At 58.9% G+C, this 25,464-nt stretch carries 18 protein-coding genes; 5 read left to right on the top strand and 13 right to left on the bottom strand.

Annotated features, from left to right (window positions below; all coding sequences use genetic code 11):
* Positions 1-34: 34 nt before the first annotated feature.
* The 9 genes from DDF78_RS01915 to DDF78_RS01955 form a co-directional block, all read right to left on the bottom strand.
* Complete coding sequence (locus DDF78_RS01915; protein WP_152581498.1) at positions 35-1,210, bottom strand: glycosyltransferase; 1,176 nt, start codon at positions 1,208-1,210, stop codon at positions 35-37.
* The gene (locus DDF78_RS01920; protein WP_152581499.1) at positions 1,207-2,121 is read right to left on the bottom strand and encodes an NAD-dependent epimerase/dehydratase family protein; all 915 of its coding nucleotides are present in this window, start codon (positions 2,119-2,121) and stop codon (positions 1,207-1,209) included. Before DDF78_RS01920 ends, DDF78_RS01915 begins: the two co-directional genes overlap by 4 nt.
* A gap of 25 nt (positions 2,122-2,146) precedes the next feature.
* Positions 2,147-2,989, bottom strand: a complete 843-nt coding sequence (locus tag DDF78_RS01925) for a hypothetical protein (RefSeq protein WP_473246791.1) — start codon at positions 2,987-2,989, stop codon at positions 2,147-2,149.
* A 545-nt stretch (positions 2,990-3,534) separates the two neighbouring features.
* Positions 3,535-4,554: a dTDP-glucose 4,6-dehydratase gene (gene rfbB / locus DDF78_RS01930; RefSeq protein ID WP_152581501.1), complete on the bottom strand. Its 1,020-nt coding sequence runs from the start codon at positions 4,552-4,554 to the stop codon at positions 3,535-3,537.
* 70 nt (positions 4,555-4,624) lie between these two features.
* Positions 4,625-5,509, bottom strand: coding sequence for a glucose-1-phosphate thymidylyltransferase RfbA (gene rfbA, locus DDF78_RS01935; protein ID WP_152581502.1), 885 nt, complete (start codon positions 5,507-5,509; stop codon positions 4,625-4,627).
* Between the two features lie 40 nt (positions 5,510-5,549).
* Positions 5,550-6,944, bottom strand: a complete 1,395-nt coding sequence (locus DDF78_RS01940) for an ABC transporter ATP-binding protein (protein ID WP_152581503.1) — start codon at positions 6,942-6,944, stop codon at positions 5,550-5,552.
* On the bottom strand, positions 6,944-7,780 hold the full coding sequence (locus tag DDF78_RS01945) for an ABC transporter permease (protein ID WP_152581504.1): 837 nt from the start codon (positions 7,778-7,780) through the stop codon (positions 6,944-6,946). The genes DDF78_RS01940 and DDF78_RS01945 overlap by 1 nt, the downstream gene beginning before the upstream one ends.
* Before the next feature lie 134 nt (positions 7,781-7,914).
* Complete coding sequence (locus DDF78_RS01950) at positions 7,915-9,792, bottom strand: hypothetical protein (RefSeq protein ID WP_152581505.1); 1,878 nt, start codon at positions 9,790-9,792, stop codon at positions 7,915-7,917.
* A 249-nt stretch (positions 9,793-10,041) separates the two neighbouring features.
* Positions 10,042-11,286, bottom strand: a complete 1,245-nt coding sequence (locus tag DDF78_RS01955; RefSeq protein WP_152581506.1) for a nucleotide sugar dehydrogenase — start codon at positions 11,284-11,286, stop codon at positions 10,042-10,044.
* 197 nt (positions 11,287-11,483) lie between these two features.
* On the opposite strand from DDF78_RS01955, the gene DDF78_RS01960 reads away from it, so the two are divergent.
* Positions 11,484-12,917: a DUF2142 domain-containing protein gene (locus DDF78_RS01960; RefSeq protein ID WP_162000792.1), complete on the top strand. Its 1,434-nt coding sequence runs from the start codon at positions 11,484-11,486 to the stop codon at positions 12,915-12,917.
* A gap of 55 nt (positions 12,918-12,972) precedes the next feature.
* Here the strand turns inward: DDF78_RS01960 and DDF78_RS01965 are convergent, their stop codons facing one another.
* On the bottom strand, positions 12,973-14,844 hold the full coding sequence (locus DDF78_RS01965) for a glycosyltransferase (RefSeq protein ID WP_152581508.1): 1,872 nt from the start codon (positions 14,842-14,844) through the stop codon (positions 12,973-12,975).
* Between the two features lie 172 nt (positions 14,845-15,016).
* On the opposite strand from DDF78_RS01965, the gene DDF78_RS01970 reads away from it, so the two are divergent.
* From DDF78_RS01970 to DDF78_RS01980, 3 genes are all read left to right on the top strand, one after another.
* Positions 15,017-16,144, top strand: coding sequence for an acyltransferase family protein (locus DDF78_RS01970; RefSeq protein ID WP_152581509.1), 1,128 nt, complete (start codon positions 15,017-15,019; stop codon positions 16,142-16,144).
* A 223-nt stretch (positions 16,145-16,367) separates the two neighbouring features.
* Positions 16,368-17,279: an excalibur calcium-binding domain-containing protein gene (locus tag DDF78_RS01975; RefSeq protein ID WP_237564510.1), complete on the top strand. Its 912-nt coding sequence runs from the start codon at positions 16,368-16,370 to the stop codon at positions 17,277-17,279.
* A gap of 190 nt (positions 17,280-17,469) precedes the next feature.
* A complete protein-coding gene (locus tag DDF78_RS01980; protein ID WP_152581510.1) occupies positions 17,470-19,326 on the top strand; it encodes a glycosyltransferase family 39 protein in 1,857 nt (618 codons plus the stop codon).
* 99 nt (positions 19,327-19,425) lie between these two features.
* Here DDF78_RS01980 and DDF78_RS11910 read toward each other — a convergent pair whose 3' ends face one another.
* Positions 19,426-20,175, bottom strand: coding sequence for a leucine-rich repeat domain-containing protein (locus DDF78_RS11910; RefSeq protein WP_152581511.1), 750 nt, complete (start codon positions 20,173-20,175; stop codon positions 19,426-19,428).
* Positions 20,176-20,182: 7 nt separating this feature from the next.
* Positions 20,183-21,781 (bottom strand): CHAP domain-containing protein, encoded by a 1,599-nt coding sequence (locus DDF78_RS01990; RefSeq protein ID WP_152581512.1) that lies wholly within the window; start codon positions 21,779-21,781, stop codon positions 20,183-20,185.
* A gap of 209 nt (positions 21,782-21,990) precedes the next feature.
* On the opposite strand from DDF78_RS01990, the gene DDF78_RS01995 reads away from it, so the two are divergent.
* Positions 21,991-22,920, top strand: a complete 930-nt coding sequence (locus tag DDF78_RS01995; RefSeq protein ID WP_237564511.1) for a glycosyltransferase family 2 protein — start codon at positions 21,991-21,993, stop codon at positions 22,918-22,920.
* Between the two features lie 137 nt (positions 22,921-23,057).
* Here the strand turns inward: DDF78_RS01995 and DDF78_RS02000 are convergent, their stop codons facing one another.
* Positions 23,058-25,379, bottom strand: a complete 2,322-nt coding sequence (locus tag DDF78_RS02000) for a GH25 family lysozyme (protein ID WP_152581513.1) — start codon at positions 25,377-25,379, stop codon at positions 23,058-23,060.
* Positions 25,380-25,464 lie beyond the last annotated feature (85 nt).

Genomic DNA, 25,464 nt, shown 5'->3' on the forward strand with positions numbered 1-25,464 from the left:
GCATGATTCCTTCTGAAAAAAGACAGGTTTCAAATCAACGGATCAACGCATCGATCAGCTTGCGGTATTCTTCGCCGATCTGCGCGAAATCGAAACGTCCGGCGAGTGCAAGCGAACGCTGGGAGAAACGCTTGTATCCGTCGTCTCCCGGGGACAGTACCTTCGCAATTGCCGTGTGCAGCGCATCGACGTCCCCCGGTTTCGTAAGATAGCCGTTCTCGCCGTCCGCCACCGCTTCGCCAATGCCGGCAATATCCGAGGCCACAATGGGCGCGCCTGACGCCATGGCTTCCAGAATCGCGACCGGCAGACCGTCCTTGTCGCCGTCCGCCGCCACCACCGACGGTGCCGCGAACACATCGCAGGATGCATATAGCGATTGCAGTTCGGTCTTGTTCTTCGGCCCTAGAAACTCGCAATCGAGCTGCAACTGGCGTGCGCGCCCTTCCAGCATCGCGCGTTCAGGGCCATCGCCGACGATGAGCAGCTTCGCGTCGAGACCTTGCATGGCCTCAAGCAGGTACCGTGCGCCCTTCTTCTCGGCGAGCCGGGCGACGAAGAGCACAATGGGCTTGCCGATCGTCTTGCGCAAGGCCTCGTCGCGATGCTTGGGGCCGAAAAAGGTCAGGTCGACGCCCATGGGAATGACCTGCACATGCTGCGTATGCCGATAACGCGTCTGCAAGGTATGTTTGAGATCGCGCGAGACCACGGTGACCGCCCCGGCATCGTCGATGACGCGCTGCTTGAGCTGCTTGAACGGGAAGCCGTTGAGCGAGGTCACGTCTCCGCCGAGACCGGAGACGATATAGGGCTTTTTCCTGCGCAGGAAGGACTGCGTGACCCCCTGCGGCACGAACCAGTTGACCAGCACGGCGTCGCAATGCTTCAGCTCGCGGCGCGTGGCGAAGTACTGCGCGATGAAGAAGAACGGCACCAAGAGGGCGCGGGCCTTCTTCTCCCGGATGCGGGGCACAATCGCCCCCGGGTAGGCAAGAGTCTGCAACGAGGCGATGGGGAAATACCTAAAGCGCTTGACGCGGATGCCTTCCATCGTTTCTGTGCTGCGCGCACCGGGAGCAGCGGGAACCAGCGCGGTCACGTCGTAGTGCTGCTTGAGCTGCATGCACAGGTCATAGATGAACTTCGGCTCGGTGTCGTCCTTCCAGCGCGGGAATGTCGACGCGGTGACCAGCAGACGCTTCTTCATGATCGTCCTTTCCGAAAGAAATCGTAGGTTTTGCGTATGCCATCGGCCAAGGTCACGAACTCGCGCACGCTGCCGAAGCTCCGGTATTTCGCGATGTCAAGGACGGAATACGGAACGTCCACGCTGCGCCCCGGCCGGTGCGTCACGTTCACCTGTATGGGCAGCACCCGTTCCAGCGTTTCGATGACCTCGCTGACCGACGTGCCGACGCCTCGTCCGATATTGACCGTTTCGTTGGGAGCGCCGTTGCCGATCACGTCCATGATGCACGCCACGGCGTCATCGATGTAGATAAAGTCACGTACGACCGAGCCATCGCCGAAGATCTGGATGGTCTCGCCGTTGATGGCCTGGTAGACCAGCTTGGTGATCAGTCCGAGCGGCCCTTGCGGGTTCTGGCCGGGGCCATACGGGTTGGAGAGCCTGATGATCTGGCAGTCGAAGCCGCCAGTTGTGGCGCACAGCCGCAGCGCCTGCTCGATCATGAGCTTCTGCAGCCCATAGGTGTTGATGGGGTCGGGCAGATCGGTCTCCCTGTTCGCCTGTCTGCCTGAATTGCCATAGACGGTGCCCCCGCTCGAAAGGAACACGACCTTCTTGACGCCGCATTCGGCGCACGCCTGAAACAGCTCCACGCTCGGTATGACATTGCGCTGGATTTCGGACAGCGCCCCGCTTTCCGTGCCCGGCACCGATGTGCTGATGAGGTGGATAACAAGGTCTGCGCCTCTCACCAGCCCGGCGAAGTCAAAGCCTGTAGCGAAGCTGCCCTGGACATAGGTGATTCCCTGGCGCTGCCCTGCGGCCACAGAGTGATCGAACACGGTGATGTGGTTGCCGGGGTCGGTCGACAAGCATCTGACCATATGGCTGCCGATGAAACCCGAACCGCCGAAAACAACGATATTCATATGTTACCTTTGCAAAAATCGTATGCTACTGAGCATCCGTTGACTCAGCCTGGTGCGAGTCGCTAGAAACCGGCTGCTTCCCGGCACGAGTGATCAACGGGATGGCAAGGAATGCCAGAACATCAGCTATGGTCATGATAATGCGAGTCACAACCATGGCCAAGGTGATGGCTGCGGGACTTGCCACCGTAGCGGACACCGCGCCTATCATCACCGCTTCCTTGATGCCTATGCCTGCGGGCGCGCCTGGCGTAATGAAGCCGACAAGCCATGCGAGCGTGTATGCCGAAACGAGGATGAGCGATGAACTCAACTGAAAAGGCTCGCCGAGCAGCCAGTACACGACCAGTGCAAACAGCACGCCTCCGGCAAACAACACACAAAGATAGTACGCAAGGCATTCAAGAATGGTCACGATGCTGCGCCCTGACAGCAGATATGAATACCGGCTTGCAACGCCCTTCACCCATTGGCGCTTTGCATATATCACAACGAGCAGCGCGAGGAGCCCAGCTGCGCAAATCACCGCTCCGATAGCCACAAAACGATTATGCGCTACGACATCGAATATATAGCTCCGGAAGAATAACAGGGAGATGATAAAGCCGGAAAGCACATTCAGCGCCACATCGACAATCGTCGCCGAAGCGATTTTGATATGCGAAACATCGTAGCGGGCAGCGAATTCGTTTCTGCCCACATACTGAAAGATGTTTCCAGGTATGTACTTCATCAGATTCGATTTCAGATATACCGGGCATGTCTGCCGGAAGCTGATTTTCGTATCGGTGATAGCGGACACCAAAAGAGTCCAGGGCAGCCCATTGGCGATGACGATAAGCGTCTGAGCAACGACGATAACCAGCAATGGCACAATGGCCTGCCGACTGAGCAGCGCCGAGTAATCGATATGCTGCGACGCCAGCTTCCATATCACGAAGCCAACGGCAAGCACGGTCAGTACATTGCCGGCGATCTTAATCCATCTGTTCATATTGTCACATACCTACAATCGTTATCAGCATAGAAAATCCGGCACGTTCCACCCATGCCTTACCTTCGAACTCCAACGTCACCGTCCTTCCCGACAGTCTCCGACGATTCCGCCCCTGACAATTCTCTACAAACCCAAATCACCATACTATGCGAACCCGGCAAAGCATATCCGGTTTACACGCATCGTAGACAGTGCGATTTCCAGCGTATTGAAAATTAGACAGATTATGGACCCATATTTTCAGTACACTAGAAATAGAAACCGAGTTTGCCTTCTATTTTCAGTACACTCAACATTTCAGGCGCTGCGAGTTAGATGCGATTGCATCACGCAATTCACCATCATGTACAGCTTGGCGTTTTCCTGGGATTGTGTTGTTGCGTGGTCTTTCGACGCCTGCCAGTAGCAGCGGACCTTTACTGCCCCTGCGCCTTGTATCGGGCTTCGGTGGCGGCCTTGACCGGCTCCCACCACTCGCGATGCCCGGCATACCAGTCCACCACCTGGCGCAATCCCGACTCGAAGTCCGTGTGCTGCGGCATCCAGCCCAGCTCGCGGCGCAGCTTCGACGAGTCGATCGCGTACCGCCGGTCATGGCCCGGACGGTCGCGCACCCAGTCGAAATCATCCTCATCGCGGCCCATCACGCGCAGGATGTCGCGCAAAACCGTGATATTGTCCCGCTCCCCGTCAGCGCCAATCAGATACGTCTCGCCCAGCCGGCCCCGCGTCAGGATCGTCCACACCGCCGAACTGTGGTCCTGCGTGTGGATCCAGTCGCGCACGTTGCGCCCGTCGCCGTACAATTTCGGGCGCACCCCGTCCAGGATGTTCGTGACCTGGCGGGGGATGAACTTCTCCACATGCTGGTACGGGCCGTAATTGTTGCTGCAATTGCTGATCGTGGCCCGCACCCCGTACGTGCGATGCCACGCCCGCACCAGCAGATCGCTCGACGCCTTCGAAGACGAATACGGCGAGGACGGCCGGTACGCCCGCTCCTCCACGAAGCGCTCCGGATCATCCAGGGCCAGGTCCCCGTACACCTCGTCCGTGCTGATGTGATGGAAGCGCACGCCATACTTGCGCGCCGCCTCAAGCAAACGGAACGTGCCCATCACATTCGTGGACACGAACGGCTCGGGGTCCGCGATCGAATTGTCATTATGCGACTCCGCCGCGAAATGCACGATCGCATCGCACCCCGGCACGATACGGTCCAGCAGCTCCGCGTCCCGGATGTCCCCATGCACGAACGAGACCCGCTCGCCCAGCACGCCCCGGATATTGTCCAGGCGGCCCGCATACGTCAGCGCATCCAGCACCACCACACGCACACCCGGCTCATGCTCCACCACCCAACGCACGAAATTCGAGCCAATAAACCCACACCCACCAGTCACCAACACACACGAAGGAGAAAACACATCAGTCATGGCTCATTACCTTAACGAAACGGATATATATGTCATGCCGTACGCGCCTCCATGAGCGCCATGAGTTCCATCAGGAGAACAGCCGCTCTTCGGCCACCTGCCGCAGGTACTGCCCGTAGTTTGATTTGCCATAGGATCGTGCCGCGGATTCCAGAGCGTCACGCGAAATCCAGCCGTGCACATAGGCGATTTCCTCCGGCACTGATATGGGCAGGCTCTGTGATCGCTGGACTGTGCGTACGAATTCGCCGGCCTCGTAGAGCGACTCCATAGTACCGGTATCGAGCCACGCATACCCACGGCCCAGCGTGCCGACATGCAACGAGCCATCGTCGAGATACAGCTGAATGAGATCGGTGATTTCCAGCTCGCCTCGAACGGAAGGCCTGACTCTCTTGGCGAAGTCGACCACACGCGAATCATAGAAATACAGCCCGGTCACCGCGTAGCGCGACTTGGGATGCGCAGGCTTCTCTTCGATGGAGACCGCCTTGCCGTCATCATCGAACTCAATGACGCCGAAGCGTTCAGGGTCATCGACGTAGTAGCCGAACACCGTCGCCTCGCCAGTCTCAGCGCGGCGCACCGCTTCGCCCAGCTGTTTCGAAAGCCCGTTGCCGTAGAAGATGTTGTCGCCAAGCACCAGCGCGCAGGCATCGCCATCGATAAAATCTTCGCCCAGCAGGAAGGCCTGCGTCAGGCCGTCGGGAGACGGCTGCACCTTATAGCTCAGCGAAAGTCCGAATCGCGAGCCGTCACCGAGCAGGCGCTCGAAGTTCGGCAGATCCTGCGGCGTGGAGATGATGAGAATATCGCGGATACCGGCCAGCATCAGCGTCGACAGCGGATAGTAGATCATCGGCTTGTCGTACACCGGCAGCAGCTGCTTGGATGTGACCGAGGTCAGCGGATACAAGCGGGTGCCAGAGCCTCCCGCGAGAACAATGCCCTTCATAGGTGCGCACAATCCCTTCTACAGTGAATGTTTGCCGCAGTTACGCAATCCCGTCAGTGCGCTCGTCAGTACGTCCGCTGGCAATCCCGCCGGCACGCTCTACAGCATGCTCTGCGGCGGAATCCTCGATGTTTGCGGCCTCGTAGTGCACCGTCTCTATCAGCGAGTCGTCGACTGGAGTCATGACCAGGGCGCGGTCGCTGAGCAGGGCGTATTCGTCGTTCCTGTCGTTGCGAATCGCGAAGCTGCACGAATTCTCGTCCAGCGCGACGCCCACGGCATCGGTTCCCCTCGGATCGTTCGCCATCGGGGTGCGCAGCGAAGTGATCAGCCGGAACTCGCCGTTATTGAACGCATCGAGCGGCAGGCTGAAGCGAATCGTATGATGCCCATGCTGCCTGACTCTGAAGACCTTGGCCCCAGTGTCGTAGGTTATGCCGCCACGACGTGTGTCGTGCAGTGCGATGGCCAGATAGAAGTCCCCCGGCTCGTCGTACTGGTATTCGACGTCGAAGACGAACGGCTCTTCGCCGGAGCACACCTGCGAGGACACTGCACTCGTGCGCAGAATGGGGCAACGTTCGTTCAGACCGTTCGCATACCCTCCGCGAGCCTCCCGCCGCTGCTTCTCCTCCGCACGCTGCACCGCTAGATTCGCCAGCGTGTACTGCTGCGAAACCGTCTCAGGGTCACCGGCAGCCTCGACTTCCCCATCAGCGATCATCAGTGCCCGGGAGCAGTAGCGCTTCACCGAATTCATATCATGCGTGACGAGAATAACTGTCTTGGTGGGATCCTTCTTGATTTCGGTGAAGAAATCGTCGCATTTGCGCTGGAAGGCCTCATCTCCGACTGCGAGCACCTCATCCAGCACGAGGATGTCGCCCTGGGCTTTGATGGCCACGGAGAACGCGAGCCGCACCTGCATGCCCGAGGAGTAGTTCTTCAGCTTCTGATCCATGAAGTCCTGCAGCTCGGCGAATTCCACGATGTCGTCGTACATGCCGTCGACCTGCTCATGGGTGAATCCCAGCAGCGCGCCATTGAGGTAGACGTTCTCGCGCCCAGTCAGTTCGGGGTTGAAGCCCACGCCCAGCTCGATGAAGGGCACAAGCTTGCCGGTGACGCTGATCTGGCCGGTCTCAGGATAGTAGATCTGCGAAATCAGCTTGAGCAAGGTCGATTTGCCGCCGCCATTGCGCCCGACGATGCCGAAGAACTCGCCCTGATGCACCTCGAAGCTGATGTCCTTGAGCACATCGAGTCTGCGGAAGCCCTTGATGCCTTTGGTCCAGTTGATCACGGCCTGCTTCAGGCCCGTCGCCTGCTCCGTGGGAAGCTTGAAGGACTTCGAAATATGGTCGACTGAAAGGACGACAGGAGCATCCTCGAAGTTGCGCCGTACCGTCATGCGTTCATCCTGCTGATACGTCATCACATCACCTCCGCGAATTTGCGGCTGTTGCGCCGGAACAGATAGATGCTCAGCCACAGCGCCAACGCAGTCAGCACCAGGGGCACCAGCCTGACGCCCCAGTTGCTGAACTGGTTCCATATCGTCGGCTGCGTTTCCGGTGCGATGAGATTGTGCCGGATATCCTGAATGATCTGCGCGAAGGGATTGAGCAGTTCAAGCCGTGCAAGAGAGGCGAGCGGTCCGCCGTGCTGAGTGACGTACAGCAGCGGGTAGATGATAGGCATGGCGTAGAAGATCAGCTGCTGCAGCACTTCCCAGATCTGCGCGATGTCGCGGAAGTACACATACATCGTCGCCATCAGCAGGGTTATCGCCAGCGTCGCCGCATACAGCTCGACAACGTTGAGCGGCACCCACAGCACATCCCAGGTGAATTTGACCCGCGAAAAGATGGCGAAGACCAGCACGACCAGCAGGTTGATGCCGAAGCTGATAAGGGCGCCCACAGTGGCGGAGACTACGACGATGTAGTTGGGGAAGTGGATCTTACGCAGCAGATCGCCGCGGTCCACAACCGACCGCAGGCCCACATTCGTGGATTCCGTGACGAACTGCCACGAGCTGATGCCCAGCAGCAGCACCACGGGATAGGTCGGCGTGCCGTCCGACATGCGCAGGAACTTCGCGAAGACGAGGTACATGACGCAGAACAGCATCAAAGGCTTGAGCACAGACCAGGCGACACCGAGGAAGGACCCTTGGTAGCGCAGCTTGAAATCGGTTTTGACCAGACCGCGCAGCACAGTCCAAGCATAGCTATACCGCTCTTTGATCCTCTTTACCAGTTGGTTCACGGTTTGCAATCCTATCAGTGAGGTGCCACGAGCGGCAAAGCGCCATGGCAACCGTTGCGATTCATGCGTTCATACTATTGTGACAGAGGCTTCGCCGCAGCTTCGCATATCTGCCTTTCATTCACACAACCCCGTCAAGAAGCCAGCCCCGCCACCTTCAGCTCATCCTGCAAATGGCCGGGCAGTACCCACAGCTGGTAGCCAATGGAGCTTTCCTTGCCGACCTGCAGCGCGTGGACCGATGCCGCTGCGGGAAAGTCCTGACAGCCGATGACCAGTTCGGTGCTGAACGAGCCATATGAGTCAGTGAGCTTGAGATCGGACTGGAACCAGAATGCGAAGACGTTCTGGACCCATGCCGAATTCCCCGGATTCGTGCGGCACACAGTGTCGAATGACAATGTGGAAACATGGTAGCGATCGGAAATCTCCTTCATCGTGCCTACCACAGGAGGCACGCCGCCGTCCTTGCCCTGGTATGCCTCCACCGCGGGGCGCGACAGGACGCCGCCGAAGCAGCAGGCGACCACAAGCACGAGGGCTATCAGCGTCTTGCGCTGGCGCGCGACAAGCAGCATGAGCCAGAAGACGATTGACGTCAATGAGGCGAAGAGCCAGAACCGAGTGTCGTTGGTAAAGGTCGGCGTCAGCCAGCCCCAAGTGCGGTACGGTCCGGGCTGAGCATTGAGCAGCCAGCCAGGGTCTTGCTGCTGGGCAAACGGCAACGCACCGCTCCATGGAAGAATGCCCGGAACATGCGCAGGGGTGATGGCACCCCATGTCGCAGCGCGCGGAGCAACCCAGAAAACCGTCGGCACGATGACCAGCAGACCGATGCCGAAGAGCGAGAACAGCTGCGAAGCATGCAATCCCCTGATGATCATCGCCAGCCCGACGGCCACAATCAACGCGGCAAAAGGATCAATGTACCGTCCATATATCCAAGCGTCGAGACGCCCGCGATCATCGCTGAACAGCATATCGTGCGACGACCAGGACAGCATCGACAGCGCTGACGATCCTGCAAGCACGCCCAGCAGCCACAACGCCGGACCGAAGGTCTTCTCCTTCTTCCAATCCCGGACCATAATGACCAGCAGCGCCACGAAGCCGATAATGATAATGCCCAGGGAGGAAACCACCTGATACCACAGTTGGCCAAGCACCGCACTGGCGATGATGCCTAACGGGGAGCGCAGATTTTGGGATACGTTCGTACCCTGGTTGAATGGCAGCGCCAAGAGCTTGGTATTCAGCCGCATCGCGAAGCGGTATCCTGCTATTGCGAGCAGCCCCGTTGCGACGATTGCGCTCAGGGATACCCGCCAATTGCGTTTCACCAGAAACAGCAGCCATAGCAACGTGACTGGCAGCACGATGATCGCCCGCGCGTGCGTGAGCACTACCAGCGCGACCAAGAGCGCAAGCATCGCCATGCGCCCATATGTGGTCTTCTCCCAGAGTCGATATGCCGCTACGGCTGCGCAGGCCAAGGCCAGCATCAGGAACTTCTCGCTCAGTGTGTACGCCGCCTGCACTGTGCGCGACGGCATGCACATAACCAGTCCGGCCACGAGCACGGATTGCGGGGCGGAGAGCTGAAAACGACGGACCAGGCAGGCAAGCGGCCAGATGGTCAGCAGCGCAATGCCAACGCCCAGCCAGACGGCGATGCGGTAAAACGTGCCCGGATCCGCAGTGACCCACCAGATGGGGGCGAGCAGGAATGACCAGGCCGGAAAATACCCTCCGCCCATCACAGGAATGGACATGCCAGTGCCGGAGAAGTACTTGGCATATTGCAGAAGCGTAATCTCATCATAGGGAAACGCCGGAGCCACCGCCGTCAATGCCATATACCCGTGCAGCACGGCAGCTACAACGACGGCCGCCGCCGCAAGCCACCACGCTCGCGCAAGACGCCCGAGCGTCGAAGGCCAGGCAGTCGTCTCACGTCCGTGCTGTGCCGCGGCTGAAGATACGGCCGTGCTGCCATACGATCCGTCTGCCATAGAGAGAACCCAGAACCTTCCCTAGCGCGCCAGACCAGGCATCAGGCAATGCCGTAGCAGCCTGCTCACCTTGGAGCGGTCGGCGATTTTTCATTGAATTTCATCAATATTATATCGAACGATACCGCACCGTGCCGCATGATGCACGCTCGCCCGGCACCCGTTCGAAATCGAAAACCCGATATCGTATGAGCCACCGGCAAATCGCCCATCCGCTCTGCTGCAACAAGACAGCCGTCAGAGAACCCGTCAGTCCCTTTTGAACAGATCTCTGGTAAACACCTTGTCGCCAACATCGACAAGGTCATCATTCCAGCGGTTCGCCACGATGACATCCGCACGCTGTTTGAAGGACTCAAGATCGTGGGTCACCTCACTGCCGAAGAAATCGGCAGCATTGAGCGTGGGCTCGTAGACAATGACGGGGACGCCCCGCGCCTTGATGCGCTTCATAATGCCCTGAATCGCGGACTGGCGGAAGTTGTCCGACCCGGACTTCATGGTGAGCCGGTAGATGCCGACCACTGGCTTGTTGATGCCCTCGATGCGCCGCTCTATCTCAGTGGCGATGAAGTCCTTGCGCGTGCGGTTCGCGTCGACTATCGCAGAGATCAGATTCTGTGGAACCTGCGAGTAATTGGCCAGGAGCTGTTTGGTGTCCTTGGGCAGGCAGTACCCGCCGTAACCGAAGCTCGGGTTGTTGTAGTTGTCGCGGATGCGCGGGTCGAGGCACACGCCGTGGATGATCTCCTGGGCGTTAAGCCCGCGGCTGTCGGCGTAGGTGTCGAGCTCGTTGAAATACGCCACGCGCAAGGCCAGATAGGTGTTGGCAAACAGCTTGATGGCCTCGGCCTCAGTGGGGCCGACCACGAGCTGCGGGATGCCGCGGCTGCCATCCTCATTGGCACGCGCAGCTTCGGCGAGATCGGCACCCTGAGCGAGCAGCTCGGCGAAGCGCGTGGCTGCAGCCAAGGCCGACGCGTCCGACTGGGGTGCGCCGACGACGATTCGAGAGGGATGCAGATTGTCATAGAGCGCATGGCCTTCGCGCAGAAACTCGGGCGAGAAGAGGATACGGTCGTCACCGAGCGCATCGCGCAGATGCTGCGTGTAACCGACGGGAACGGTGGACTTGATGATGATCCACGCGCTGCTGTTCGCCGCGCGGATGGCGGCAATCGCTGATTCGACGCTCGACGTGTCGAAATAATTCTTCTGCGAATCGTAGTTCGTGGGGGTCGCAACTATGGCATACTCCGCATCGCCATAGGCCTGCGCCGGATCGAGGGTCGCCGCGAAATCCAATGGCCGCTCTCCGCTGGCATTACCGTCGAGAAATTCGGCGATCTCACGGTCGACGATCGGGCTGCGCCCCCGATTGAGCATCGCTACCTTGTCGGGGACGATATCAAGCGCATGAACCTCATTGTGCTGGGCCAGCAGCAACGCCACCGACAGCCCGACATAGCCAGTACCCGCAACCGCAATCTTCACGCCAACCACCTTGTGCCATGACGGTGCCCCAAGAGCAGCCCCTGGGGCACCGTGCCCGATTCCTTACCATTACCAAGCCCAGTATAGGGCCCAAGGAGCTTCAGCGCCTCGGAAACGATCGGCGTGCCGTCGTGGCGCTCCATCATTCCCGCATTCCCTTAGACTGGAGATGTCAAGTTGAGCGAAAGAGGCATCCGATGGAGTCCCATGAGATAGGCGACGGCGCGAGTCGCCACTCGGCGCATGATGCCAGGCGTTTCGAGCCATGGCGCCCGAATCAGAGCAAGCCTCCACTGCATGCCCGTGGGAGGTCGGTTCCCGATGCTCGGCCTATCCGGCCCGCCCTGCCCGTGCGCGCTCCATGGCGCAACAGCATCGCAACCGGGTGCGCATACATCGTGTTCACTCTGATCTATGGCGTGCTGTTTATCATGTTCGACAAGGCTCCTGCGCAAAATGACGGGGCCAATCAATGGCTGCGCGCCTTGCAGGTAGCATCAGGCCAGATCAGGGCGATTCCCAATCCTGCGGACCCCTCGCAATTCGGCGGCCTCGATGCTGCTGGTCACTTCCAGCCATTCAACAACACGGCCGCGTATTCGCCGTTTCTGTATTTTCCATCATTGCTCGGCACTGGGAATTACATGACTGCTTCCATCATGACGCTGGTGTCATGCGCGCTGATCACGGGATTCGCGATAGCCATCAGCGCCGAGCTGTCGAGCCTGCTGGCGATTTCGGCGCTGCTGCCGACGGCGTTTCTCTCGTATGTGTTTCCCACAGCGGATGCGGTCACCAATGCCATCGCGTTCCTGTTCATCGGATTCGTGTTCATGCTCAGACGTTCGACGCGGCATCGGCATTGGGTGCTGCTCGGACTCACCATTGCAGCGTTCTTCCTGGGCTGCACGAAACCGACGAGCCTGGCGCTGCTGATCATACTTCCGTTAGGCATCGCCCCGCACACCGTCGCGCCGTCTGCCATCACTCCACCTGCCAAGGGGAAGGCCGCAGAGTACGCCGCTCTTGCCTTCCCTGCGCTGTGCGCCGTCATCCCGGCTCTCCTCTGGCAGCATGCCGTACGCATGATCGCGCCCGGCGCGAAAAGCCTCAGCAAGATGAGCGGCATAAGCCATCAGCTGATGGCCCATCCGTGGCTCCTCGTGCGAACCATCATAAAATCATTGGTCAATCCGCTGAATCATTCGGTCGAAAGCGTCGATAACATCGGCAGGAACGTCGAGCTTGCAGTCGGCAGCCAGGACACGATGCTGCCGCTGACAATCATGGCTCCCATATTGCTGGCATTCGTCCTTGTTGGCTTGCAGACGGCACACCAGCTCAATCTCAGGGTTCCGGAGAAACTCACGGCTTTTGCCAGCGTGGCGGTCTTCTTCTCGCTAATCTGCCTGGCGATGATACTCATCTGGGTCGGAAAGCTCGGCGGCTATGCCGAAGGCATGCAGGGACGCTACTTCGTGCCCTGCCTGCCGCTGGTCATGCTGTTCATGCCGACGGCAGGCATGCATGCGCAGGATAGTGCACGGCTGAACCGCATCGTCGCGGCACTCATCGCCATCACCTATATCGGCATGTTCGTCGCGCATATGATTCCTGCGAACATCCACTAGCAGGCCGATGCCTCCGCTGCACGCCAACAAACCGTCATGCATGCAGCGGATACCGTCACGCCATCTTCAGGTAGTGCTTCCAGTAATCGACGGAAGTCAGCGTTTGCCGCGCCTCGGCGTACTCCTGCTTCAAGCGGTCGATATTGGCCTTGTAGTACTTGAGGTCGCGCTTATACCGCTTTTCGATCTGCTGGTAGCGCTTCGCGTCTTTGGCGCGAATGGCGCCCTTGCGGTTGTACCAGTCCATGATCACAAGCTTTTTCTTGCCGCGGATGACGCCGGCGGGGTATAGCCATCCCTGCATGGGAATCACGGCATAGCCTTTGCCTTCGCTCGTGAGGTAGCGCTGCCCGTTATCGGTGACGAAATCATCAAGCCGCTGGGCAATCGTGCGGGGCTTGTTGCCATCGATGAGCTGGCGATCGATGTCATGGACATTGAAGCCCTTGAGGTCCGGGTCCTCGTCGGCCTGGCGCTGCAGGGTCTCGAAGTCCACCAGCTGCTCCTTGTTGCGGTTGGCGGCCATGAAGGTCTTCTCGGCGATGCCCGGCGTGCTGATGAACTCCGGCCCCTTGAGGAAGTCCTCGAAGGCATCGAGGCACAGCTCGGCGTTCTCATAGCCGAACTTCTTGAGCTCAAGCCGGATATTGTTCTTGAGCTCATGCATGAAGTCCGAGCTGGGAGCCATATCGCACACGGCCTGCGCAACCATGGTGTTCCTCGTCGTCTGGTAGCGCTCGACGGCGGCGTTGTAACGCTCATGGAAGGACAGATGCCAGATGCACAGTCCGTTCATAGTGATGAACGGTGTCTTGCAGCGAATCCCGTATTCCGCGTCGTCACAGCGCACGAAGAAGGGCAACGGCAGCCCATTGCGCTTGATCACGTCAATCGGTATGCAGCAGTACCACCATGCCGCGTACATGCTCTTGCGCATCGTCGAGGTGGTGGTGAAGGTTTCGTTGTAGATGAGATCCTCGAATTTCGTCAGGCGAATGCTCGGCTTGCACGGCGCGAAAGTGCCTTCCGGCGTCATGAACCCGATATCTTCCCACTGGTCTTCGCCGATCTCGAAGTTGAGCATCGCACCGCTGATCATCGCGTCGCGGTACTCCTCCTTGAGCAGGCGCAGCAGGTTGTAGGTGCGCTTGATGCTCTCCGGCGAGACGGCCACATCGTCGTCCATGAGCAGGACGTTCGTCGCCACCGGCGTCTGCTCCATCGCGGTGAGCATGCCGCGCGTGAAGCCGCCCGCCCCGCCGACGTTGTCGTTCGGAATCACCTGCACGCCATCGCCGCTCATGCCTTCCGCATCCAGCGTGCGGCCGTTGTCGATGACGTACATATGGAAGTGGCTGGCGATATCGTCCTCGGATTCGAGGATGTGCTGCCTGACCAGATTCACATTGTTGATGATGTAGCTTTCCTTCTTGAACGTCGTCGTGGACAGCGCCAGCTCGACATCGCGCAGCTCGCCGGAATAGTCGACGCCGTAGAAGCCGTTCCTGATCTCGACGCGGCCCTGCGTCGTGATGGAGAATCCGACGATCACCATGTTCTCGTCAACGCGCAGCGGCAGATCGACGCTCTGCCATTCCTCGCTGGCGGCGACCTGCTGCACGCTGCCATCGACCAGGATGGAATGCGCGGCGAAGGCATCGCCCATCGTCTGCTGCACTTCGCAAGCCGCGCCTTTGAGCTCCACATGCAACGTGAAATCCTCGGCGATGGTGTACTTGCGCAGCTTCGCGACCGAAAGCGAATTGAAATACGTGGTGAAGTCGAAGACGCCCGCGCGCAGCATGACCCAGTCTGCGGTCTCATCGTCGAAAACCACCGGCTGGTCAGCCTTGCAGTACATGCCCGGGTAGGCTATGGCCCGAGGATTGTTTTCCAACAGGATGTTGGCGAATTTCATGCTTGGCATTTTTTGGCTGTCCCTCGTGTCGTTCGAATCATACCTGTCGTAATCTTAATGGTCCGTCCGCCAAATCTTCAGCATTGTGTGCATTTTCTCCATATCCTCATATTTTGTGCTGAGAAGTCCGACAAAATCTTCTATACTTGTACAGTTGACTTCCAACCACGGGGATGAGGGCATGGCTTCAAGAATTCGGTACTTCGACATCGCCAAAGGGGTGGCGATCCTCTGTGTCATACTCGGACACAGCATCCTGATCGTCAATAACGCCCCCGCGAGCGGCTCTCTTGCCGCGTATCTGTACCATTTCTGCTTTACCTTCCATATGCCCCTGTTCTTCATCCTCTCAGGCTATTTCATGCATCCCGAGCGGCCTTTCAGAGGCGCCAAGGAATCGAAGGAGCTGCTGGCGACATACGGCATAACCTCCCTGACCGTGGTGGTGCTGAACACGCTGATAGCATGGTCGACCCGTACTGGAGGGAGAACGGCGTTCAGGCATTGGATGCTCACGGCGCTGTACGGCGCCGGTGCCAGAACCAACAACTTCCTGTGGAAGGCTCCGGCATCCATCGGGGCCATCTGGTTCCTGCTGGCCTTGTTCTGGGCCCATTTACTCATGCATATTTTCGCCCGGATGAAGGGCGCGCCACTCTGGATCCTCCTCATCTTCTGCATCGGGTATTTCAGCGCACGGGTGGTCTGGCTCCCCGTCAGCATTCAGTCGGGCATGACCGCAACGCTGTTCGTCTATATCGGCTATGTGGCTCGGCAAGGCGACGTGCTGGGCTTCCTGCGGCACCACCGTTATCTCTGGATCGTGCCGTTCGCGGTGTGGGGACTGTTCTTCTGGGAGTTCAGCGGCTTTAGCATGGCCGTGAACCAATACGGCCAGCGGCCGCTGCTGGCACTGGTCGGCTCGTTCTGCGCCACGTTGGGCATCGTGGGCATCTGCATGGTCATCGACAAGGCAGTGCCCCCCTTGGGCAAAGGGCTGTCGCTGGTAGGGCAGTACACCCTGCCGATTCTGTGCATTCATCTTGTCGAAGACAGCATCACACCGTGGGGGCACGTCATTCCCCGGCTCGATGCCTTGACGCATGGAGTCGCGGTTCCTTACGTCATCTTCGCCGTGCGCACCATCATCGACCTTCTGCTCACCTGGGGCCTCTATCATGTGCCGAAAGTCAACATGCTGTTCTTCCCCAGCCTCGCCAAACAGCAGCGCGAAGCGCTAGTCGCAGCCGCTCCTGCCGCTGGCGGCACCACAACTTCGCACGCTCACCCAGCCCACCGCAGGCACTAGGAAGTTCTCCTCCCATGCCAAGCATTCTTCCCGAAACGTAAACTGTGCAACCCCCGCACCGCCATGTCCTTCATGCGGGAATCGTGATGCAAAACCGTGCTGATACGTCGCAACCCCCGCACATGCCTCATCCTCATGCGGGGGTTGCGACGTTTGGATACCAGACTTGGCATATAATGCCCTATATCAATCATTTTCACTGAGAAAGATGCGAAGGCGCTCTATGATTCATCATAAATACAGTTCGCTAATTGTTGCCGCTTGCCTGGCACTGACCACGATGACTTGCATTCCGTCTGCATTTGCCGAGGGCAATGCCGAAGCCTCCGTTGAATGCAGCCAGCAGCCGGAATACACGGGGTGGGTTCATTCCGACAGCCTCTCCGCGAGACGTTGGTGCGAACAGGGGACCGTTGCCTCGTCCAAGGAGTTCTTTGACCCCGGGTCAAACGCATGGTATTGGGCGGATTCGGACGGATCAATCGCGCACGATAAAGATGTGTATCAATGGTCTAACGGTGGTAAATGGGTTCGCTACGACCATAACGGCTATATGGTCAAAGGGGAGAACTACAAAAACGGCGGATGGTATTTCTTCGATCTTACTACCGGAGCCATGTTCAAGGGCATACACTACGTCGGAGTTAATGGCGGCAAGTGGGTGTACTACGACTGGACTACAGGGAAAATGGCTCACGGGGAGCAGTTTGTCAACTACGACGCCGCGCATACCGGATGGTATCTGTTCGATACATATACCGGCGCGATGTTCCACGGCGACACTTTTGTCCGTTCCAATGGCGGGAAATGGGTCCGTTATGATTCAGTAACCGGCAAAATGGTGCACGGGCTGCAACGGCAAGGGAACGCCTACTATTATTTCGACCAGAACACCGGAAAAATGGCGCATGGGCGGACATATGTACCGGAATGGAACGGCTGGTTCTGGTTTGACCAGACGACGGGTCAATACATTCCGCAATCCTCGCAGCCCGCAAAACCGGCACAGCCTTCCGGTACGTATTATGCTAACTGCACTGCAGTTCGGCGGGCAGGCAAGGCTCCGCTTCACCGTGGAGATCCTGGATACCGCCCAGAACTCGACAGAGACAAGGACGGACTGGCCTGTGAGTAATCATCGGGCAGCTATGAATGACCGTTCACCGTTCACGTAGATATTCCAAGTAGATGCGTTATGCGTCTTTTGCTCTATCAGAAAAGATGCCTAGAATAGCCGTCGGCGTTATGATGGATCTTCCTTTGGGTTTTGCGGCATCGTGCATCATGACGCGGTTTCAACTTACGTGAGCAATGAACGAGGCGGAATGAAGAACGGCAACCATCTGAGCCAAGGCCCAGCTTCGCTCGAGATACCAGTCTTGAAGAAGCCGCATCTCCCCGCTCGTATCGCGATGGTGCTGCAGACCGTGGCGGTCGCGCTCGCCTGCGCCATAGCCGCCTTTCTCGCCGGGATATCCTGGTCGCACACTGGGCTTTTTCTTCTAGCGCCCCATGCCTCGCCGCTCCACAACATCACGACGGAACGGATGGATCTTCGCCAGATCCTACCTACGCCGATGTTCTACCTCGGGTTTGCTGTCCTGCTGGTTTTCCTCGCGGGAACCGCCTACGCCTGGACCAAGCTGCAGCCGAAGGCCCACATAGGGCTGTTCATCTTCGTGTATGCGCTCGCTGCATGCCTGCTCTGGGTTCTGGCGCTCGACATAACCGGAAACAGTTTCAGCTACCCGGATTCCACCAGCCTTATCCAGTCCGCGAACTCGCTTTCCCTAGGCCATTTCCACGATTTCGCCCCGCACGGTGTCGGCCATCCCACCTTTTATTCGTATTATTCCTGGTATCCGTTCCAGACCGGCGGGCTGCTGTGGTTCACCCTCATCTTCCTGCTGGTCGGCCCCGACAATTTGTTCGCCCTGCTCATCCTCAATGCCATACTGACCGCATCCTCGGTGTGGGCCATCTGGAAGATCAGCACCTATATCGGACTTGGTGAAAAAGGGCAGCGGATAACCGTGCTGCTGCTCGCCGTCAACGTGCCGTTGCTCATGTCGGCAGGATTCATCTACACCAACGCCGCAGGACTGTTCTTCGTGCTGCTCGCCGTGCTCTGCGCGCTGCAGGCGATGCGGCAGCAGGATGCGCTGCAAGCCGCCATATGGACCTTCGGGGCCTTCGCCATCGGCACCCTCGCCATGATCATCAAGGGAACCGTCGTTCTTTTCGTGCTGGCCTTCGTGCTTCTGCTCGTGCTTTCGGCAATCCGGAAACGCATGTATTGGCTGATTGCGCTTGATATCATTCTCTTTGCGGCGGCTCATTGGGCGTCGGGATTGTCCGTGCCGCTCGTCGAGCATATCGTGGGCCAGAAATTCGGCGGCGGTTTGCCCCAGCTTTCCTGGATTGCGATAGGTCTTACGCACTCAGGCGGGGCAACGTGGATGCCCGGGTGGTGGGATGCTTCAGCCATCCACCACTACGTCATCTACAAGGGCAACACGGCACTGCAGCAGCAGGCCGCCCAGGATACGATTCGCAACGCTATCAACGGCTTTACGAGCGACCCGCAGTCAGCGAGTACCTTCTTCATACAGAAGCTGGCCTCGGAGTGGGCGGAGCCGACCTATCAGAGTCTGTTGTACTCGTCGCTCTCTCCGCGGCGCGCCAACAGCTCGCTGCTGGGCGCGGCCATGTTCGGGCCCAGCAGCCAACTGCTCGTCTCGTTCACCAACGTCTACCAATTCCTGCTGTATGCCTTCTGCACTATTGGCTGCATCCGTGGCATAACGGCGCGGAAGAAGAACCGCGACGCCTTCGAGGCGCTCTGCCTGAATGCGTGCATCATCGCCGCCGGATTCCTGTGCTTCCTGCTGTGGGAGGCGAAAAGCGTGTACGTGTTCCCCTTCGCCGCCATGATGGTTCCGCTCGCCGGGTACGGTTTGGAATGGTTATACTCGGCTGCGCGTGCGTTGATCCGATTCGTAACGTCCACGTTCATAGCGTCCAAGTCCATAGTGCTCAAGCGCACACAGCGCAGTGGGAGCGAAGTCGCGGTCGAAGACAGAAGCGCAGACGGCCACAGCGGCGAGATCGCGCCAATATCAGCACCGGTGGAACAGCAAGGCGTCAATGACCGCAAGGTCGATACCGTACCGACAGAATAGCAAGGCGAATAGCGCTTTTCCCGCGCAAGACCGCGCAGGAAAGGACCCGCTTCAACGCGCACCTGCTGTGCTGCACAACCCGAGGGCTGCACAGCCATGCTACATATGCGTTACTTGGACTTCTCCCGACACGGTGCGGTACACATCGAATGAGCCATCCTGGTTCTGGATGGTGACGGTGTTGCCCGATTGCGCGGAACGTCGCACGATATTCTCGTCATACGGCGCATGCACATAGAGCTGCGTCTGCTTGCCGTCGATCGGCGAGATATCGGCCGTCGGACATGCCACGCTCAGCGATTTCAGCGGCAGCTGCTTCAGCGCAGCCAAGTCGCATACGTTTGAACTCAGCGCGACCTGCGACAGCTTGGGCAGCGCGCCGAAGGCAGATATGTCGGATATGCTCGTCCCGTACATATTGATCTGTTCCAGCTTGGTCAGCCGGCTGACGCCATGCAACGAGCTCAGAGCAGGCAGCGAGCTGACGTCCAGATACCGCAGACCGGTGAACACTTCCAGTCCCTGCAGGGTCTGCACTTGCTGCAGCTGGGCACCACACTGCTGGTGATATTGCTGCGCGTACGCCGGGAAGGACAGCGAATCCAGAGCCGCCGCCTTCTTCGTGTTCACCGGGCTGTCGGCGGACTGCCCCAGCACCTTTGCCATGCAGACGGACACATGGGCGTCTTTGAACACCTTGGCGAGCGTCGGAGCGGGCTTGGCCGTATGCGATGGAGAGACAGCCGAACCCGAGTCTGAACCCGAACCCGGCGCAGCGCAGGCGGCGAGCAGCGCCACTGCGGCCCCTGCGGTCGCGATGGCTTGAATCATGCGTCTGGCTGAGGTCATGCCGCACTCAGCCCCAATATGGATGTGCGTAGCCGACCAGCACGTTGTACGAAGGGCGTTCGCCGATGCCGCCGAATATCGCATCCGCGACAATCGCGTGACCGCCATTGACCGATACGACGATGCCCGCATGGGACGCGGAGTAGGCATCCGCCCAGCCCGGCCACTTGTAGAACGCGATGTCACCGACCTGCGGCGTCATGCTGACACGGCCGCGCACCCGGTACCAATCGAAGTTGTGATGCGGCCAACCGGAGGCGGCGCCATCAGCGAGGAATATGCCGAGCCCTGATTCATGGAACACCCACCACACCCAGGCCATGCACGGCCCGAAGGGGCAAATCAGCCCACCGTTCGCAGCGAGAATGCCAGGGGCGTCGATGTTCTTTCCATACGAGGAGCGGGCTTGCGCAAGCAGCCTGCCGATTATCTCATTCCTGGCGTATCGGCGGCCCGTCCACTGGTCAAAGTAGTACGGCATGCCATCAATCATCACTGCACCATGCACCATCTTGCCGCTGACGCGATCGTAGAACACCTGCTTGCCGTGGTCCCACTGCCAGCCGTACAACGTAGCGCCGGTCCAATCGTTGAAGTAATACCAAGCGCCGCCGATGCACTGCTCACCCTTGCGCATCTTGCCATCGGGAATGCCGTAATACACCCATTTGCGTCCCTGCGGCAAATACTTCCAACCGTAAGTCACCGCGCCACTGGAAAGATCGAAGTAATACCAGGCGCCGTTGATGTCCTGCTCGCCTTTACGCATCCTGCCGTCAGGAATGCCGTAATACACCCACTTATGCCCTTGGGCGAGATACTTCCAACCGTAGGTCACCGCACCGGTGTAATGGTCGAACAGATACCATCCGGTGTGTTGGCCGTCAAAGTCCAGATATTGCTCATCATGCGCCATCGCGCCGGTATCGAAGCTGTAGTACACCCATTTAGAGCCGTTGCGCTCATGGATATAGGCCATGCCTTTGACCATGGCACCGGTCTTGTCGAAGTCGTACCAGTCGTGGGTTTGCGACCAATAGAATTCGCCGGTCACCACATCGCCCTGCGCATCGAGCTGGTACCATGCGCGGCTTTCCGGATCGTATACTTGCTCGTCCTTGACCATGACGCCATGATCGTACCAGTGCTTCACGCCGTCATTCACGACCCAGCCCTGCACGCTCGGATCAGGGGCAGATCCCCCGTTGTCTGAACCCGCGTTAGTGTCGCCAGTGTCGGGCGAAGCCTCGCTGCGCGATTCACCCGAAGCCTGCTGGCTCTGCTGGCCATTGACAGCCGAGTGGTCAGCGGCCGTCGGCGACTGGCTGCTCGTCGGCGCCTTCGATGGGTTGGAGGCTGACGGCGCAGCAGCGGATGCCCCCGTTTGCGTGCCGTTTCCTGATGGCTGAGCCGAAGGGGATGATTCACCCGTGCTAGGCTGCGAAGCGTCTCCCTGCTTGACTTGGCTCGAATCGACCTGCGTATCCTGCGCATTATCGGCCGGCAGCTGCGCACCCATGGCTGTAAACGTAAACGTCTGCGCCAGACTTGCCGCTACGATCAGCGCCCCCACTGCACCAAGAAACTTCGGCCTGTACCCCATCATTATCACGCTCTATCCCATATGTGAACAAATCAGCCGACTTTAAGGTAATGCTCCGCGTGGACACATGAAGACTCTGTGCATCGCTCATTCCCGCCGTATCATCACATGGCGTCTGCGCTATACTGAGGCACATGCCAAACGAGGAAGACAACAGCGCTCTTATGGGTTCTGCACAGGAAACGCATCGCAGAAAGGCGCCTCTGCTGAGCATGGTTATACCGTGCTACAACGAGGAACCTGTGATATCCCAGACCGCCGCGGTCCTCGAAGACCAGCTGACCGCGCTGATGAATACCGGCGACATCAGCAGCTCGAGCTTTGTGCTGTTCGTCGACGACGGCTCCTCGGATCGCACGTGGGGTATCATCGAGGAGCTGCACGCCAAGAACCCGACGCTGTATCGGGGACTCAAATTCTCTCATAATCGGGGGCATCAAAACGCGGTCTACGCGGGGCTCATCGCAGCCTTGCAGCGCGACTGCGATGCCGCGATCTCTATGGATGCGGATCTGCAGGACGATCCCGACGCCATCGGGCGGATGGTCGATTCATACCGCGCTGGCAACGAAATCGTGTTCGGAGTACGCAACAATCGGGAGAACGACACGGCCTTCAAGCATTTCACGGCCGAGGCATTCTACAAACTCATGACATGGATGGGAACCGATACGATTCCCGACCATGCCGATTTCCGCCTGATGAGCCGAACCGCTATAGCGGCGCTCTCCCGCTACTCGGAGTCGAATCTCTTCCTGCGCGGCATCGTTCCCTCGCTTGGCTTCACGACAGACAAAGTCCATTACAAGCGCGGCGTGCGCGTCGCCGGGGAATCGAAATACCCGCTGTCCAAGATGATCTCGTTCGCGATGGAAGGCATCACGTCCTTCTCCGTGAAGCCGCTGCATCTCGTTACCGTGGCAGGCTTCATCTCCATGCTTGGCAGCATTGCCATGCTCATCTACATCATCGTTTCAGTCGCCATGGGACGCGCCGTCTCCGGATGGGGATCGATGATGTTCTCGCTCTGGTTCCTTGGCGGGCTCATCCTGATTTCGCTCGGCATCATCGGCGAATACATCGGTCGGATCTATCTGGAAGCGAAGAACCGCCCGCGCTACATCATCGAAAAGGAGCTGTGACAGGCGTTCTTGCGCCCGGACGCAGGAGTTCTCGCGCCCGGACGGCATCTGGTCGCACCCAATTGCCGCCCGGGCTTATGGCCTTTAGGCGGCACGGCAGGCGCAACTGCGCGTAGCCCCTGCTGTGCCGCTGTGTTCTAGCTGTGCAGCGCGCCGGTGACCGGGTCGAAGTAGTATGCGCGACCGTCGATGACCTGATGCCCTTTGAGCATGATCCCGGTGACGCGGTCATAGTAGACGAATCGTCCGTCCGCAAGCTTTTTCCAGCCGTAGGTTGTCGCGCCTGTGGCATCGTTGAAGTAATACCAATTCCCGTTGATGCATTGTTCGCCATGCGCCATGCGGCCAGTGGTCATATCGTAGAAGACCCATTTGCCGCCATTGGATTGCAGGAATTTCCAGCCTTTCACCATGGCCCCGGTATGCTGGTCGAAGTAATACCAGCCGCCGTATCGGAAATCCTCGCCGTACACCATATGGCCCTGCGAGTCGTATCTGGCCCACTTCTGGCCCGCGGCTATCCATACGTCCTTGTCGTGCGCCATATTGCCGGTGGTGTCAAAGAAATACCAGATGCCGCCGATATATCGCTCTCCATGAACCATCGCATCGGTTTTCGGATCATAGTACGCACGTCGGCCGTCAGGTAGCGTGAACCATCCGCTGACGCGCTTCCCGCTCGCGTCGAGGTAATACCAGCCCTTCGAGGCCGGGTCATATATTTCCTGGGAGGTGCAGCGCACGCCATTATCGTACCAATAGGTGGCGTTGCCGATGGTGACCCAGCCATTCGCGCCCGGGCGGTATGCTCCGACCGGCACGAGCCGGAAGCGCTGGTTGGTGCCGCCGTTGAGTCCCCATATCTCGACCGGTGTGCCGTTCGCGCTGTTGCCGGCTGTGACATCGAGGAAACGGTTTTTCGTGCTGTCGGCCAAGGACTTGATGAAGTAGTACCCACGTGCACTTCGATACAGCTGCCACTGCTGGCTGGCCGCATTCGTGGAGCTGTTCTGCACGACCTTCATGCCGTTGCCCGAGAGCCCGTTTTTCACACTCAGCACCTTGCCCGATTGTGAGGCTTTAATCGAGTAACGCTGCCCTCCCAAGGCGGCGATATGAAATACCTGATTGGCTGCTCCGCTGTATTGCCGGATTTCAGCCGCTGCGGAATCAGCCGTGCTCGACCCGGCGATGTCGACGACCTGATCAGCGTACGAGGACACTATATAATAGTCCCCTTCTTTCACGTCCGTGAGCGCCGCGCCTTGCTGCTTCGGGTCCTGGCCCGCAGGGTCGTTATCGACATAGTTCTTGTTGCCGAAGGCGTTGAGGTCCACGGATCCGGAGATGCCGTTCACGTTGCCGCTGTCGGAATACTGCCATCCTCGGTCGTTTGTAGAGTAGGGGAATCCCGTGCGCGCACCGTAGCTGGCGACCCAGCGGGTCTTGGAGCGGATGTTGGTCGAGTTCAGCGCCGTATTGAGATAGCTCGTGTACGAGTACACGGAGAGATTGTGGTATCCAGCAGCATTCAGCTTGGAGTACCAGGCGTTGACGATGCCGTCATACACGCTCGGACTGGTGGGAGGCGTATGGCCCGACCAGGTCCACCGTTCCAGATCGTAGAACACCGGGTAGCTCAAGTCGCCCGGGCTCACGCCTGCCTGGCGGAGCAGACTCGCCACGTCCGAGCCTTCGGATGCGCCGTCGCCCGCATCCTGTGCGTAGGAATAGATATAGACGCCGAAAGGGATGCCCAGGCGTTTGCACTCGCTGATGTTGCGGCGCGCATAGGTGTCGAAGCCATTGTCCCAGCCATAGCTCAGGCGAATGATGGCACCCTCGACGCCTGCGTTCTTCGCTGCCTGCCAGTCGATGTTGCCCTGCCATTGCGAGACGTCGATAACGCTTTTGGCCTGCTGGGCGAATAGCGTGCCATCGGATTCGAAGAAGGCGCGAGTGCCGTTATATGTGCCCCAATATGCACCGTACGAACCGTTGCCCAGCGGCAGGGAACGCTGCATGCGCTTCGGTGCTGATTGTGCCTGGTCTTGCGCCGCCGAATCGCCTGCGGCCTGTTTGGCCTCGCCAACGGTTATGGGAACGAACGATTTTCCATCGGTTTTCGCCAACGGGTCAGCCGGCTTGTTCGCATCGCCCACAAGCTTTTCATCATTGACTGGCTGTGCAGTTGTGGCGTCAACCATGCTGCCGTCCGAAAGCGTGACGTAGTCCGGGGAGACATAGGTGGCGTCGGGGGGAATCTGGCTGTTCAATGCACTCGTATCGGGCATCTGCCGCGGGGCCGCCGAAAAATCCACCGACTCCTGCTGACTCACCGATGTGTCAGCGGAAGGCGAAATCTCGTAAGCCCCATATGCGGGTGCCGTTGCCAATGCGCCGAGCAAAGCCGCCGACACCGCCAAAGACATGATTGCTGCGATTTTCGATGAAGTCATCCGTCCTCCTTGCGCTGTGATCTGCGTTCCACTCTCTCACGGTGCGGCGGCAGTGCGCAAACATTCGACGTGCGGGTGTTGTGAA

This window comes from Bifidobacterium tibiigranuli (assembly GCF_009371885.1).
Taxonomy (GTDB): Bacteria; Actinomycetota; Actinomycetes; order Actinomycetales; family Bifidobacteriaceae; genus Bifidobacterium; species Bifidobacterium tibiigranuli.

Bases quoted from the DNA above. Each gene is read 5' to 3' on its own strand.
- DDF78_RS01915 (WP_152581498.1), bottom strand. From the start codon at position 1,210: ATGAAGAAGCGTCTGCTGGTCACCGCGTCGACATTCCCGCGCTGGAAG.
- DDF78_RS01920 (WP_152581499.1), bottom strand. From the start codon at position 2,121: ATGAATATCGTTGTTTTCGGCGGTTCGGGTTTCATCGGCAGCCATATG.
- rfbB (WP_152581501.1), bottom strand. From the start codon at position 4,554: ATGACTGATGTGTTTTCTCCTTCGTGTGTGTTGGTGACTGGTGGGTGT.
- rfbA (WP_152581502.1), bottom strand. From the start codon at position 5,509: ATGAAGGGCATTGTTCTCGCGGGAGGCTCTGGCACCCGCTTGTATCCG.
- DDF78_RS01940 (WP_152581503.1), bottom strand. From the start codon at position 6,944: ATGACGTATCAGCAGGATGAACGCATGACGGTACGGCGCAACTTCGAG.
- DDF78_RS01950 (WP_152581505.1), bottom strand. From the start codon at position 9,792: ATGGCAGACGGATCGTATGGCAGCACGGCCGTATCTTCAGCCGCGGCA.
- DDF78_RS01960 (WP_162000792.1), top strand. From the start codon at position 11,484: ATGGAGTCCCATGAGATAGGCGACGGCGCGAGTCGCCACTCGGCGCAT.
- DDF78_RS01965 (WP_152581508.1), bottom strand. From the start codon at position 14,844: ATGCCAAGCATGAAATTCGCCAACATCCTGTTGGAAAACAATCCTCGG.
- DDF78_RS01970 (WP_152581509.1), top strand. From the start codon at position 15,017: ATGGCTTCAAGAATTCGGTACTTCGACATCGCCAAAGGGGTGGCGATC.
- DDF78_RS01975 (WP_237564510.1), top strand. From the start codon at position 16,368: ATGATTCATCATAAATACAGTTCGCTAATTGTTGCCGCTTGCCTGGCA.
- DDF78_RS01980 (WP_152581510.1), top strand. From the start codon at position 17,470: ATGAAGAACGGCAACCATCTGAGCCAAGGCCCAGCTTCGCTCGAGATA.
- DDF78_RS11910 (WP_152581511.1), bottom strand. From the start codon at position 20,175: ATGACCTCAGCCAGACGCATGATTCAAGCCATCGCGACCGCAGGGGCC.
- DDF78_RS01990 (WP_152581512.1), bottom strand. From the start codon at position 21,781: ATGATGGGGTACAGGCCGAAGTTTCTTGGTGCAGTGGGGGCGCTGATC.
- DDF78_RS01995 (WP_237564511.1), top strand. From the start codon at position 21,991: ATGGTTATACCGTGCTACAACGAGGAACCTGTGATATCCCAGACCGCC.
- DDF78_RS02000 (WP_152581513.1), bottom strand. From the start codon at position 25,379: ATGACTTCATCGAAAATCGCAGCAATCATGTCTTTGGCGGTGTCGGCG.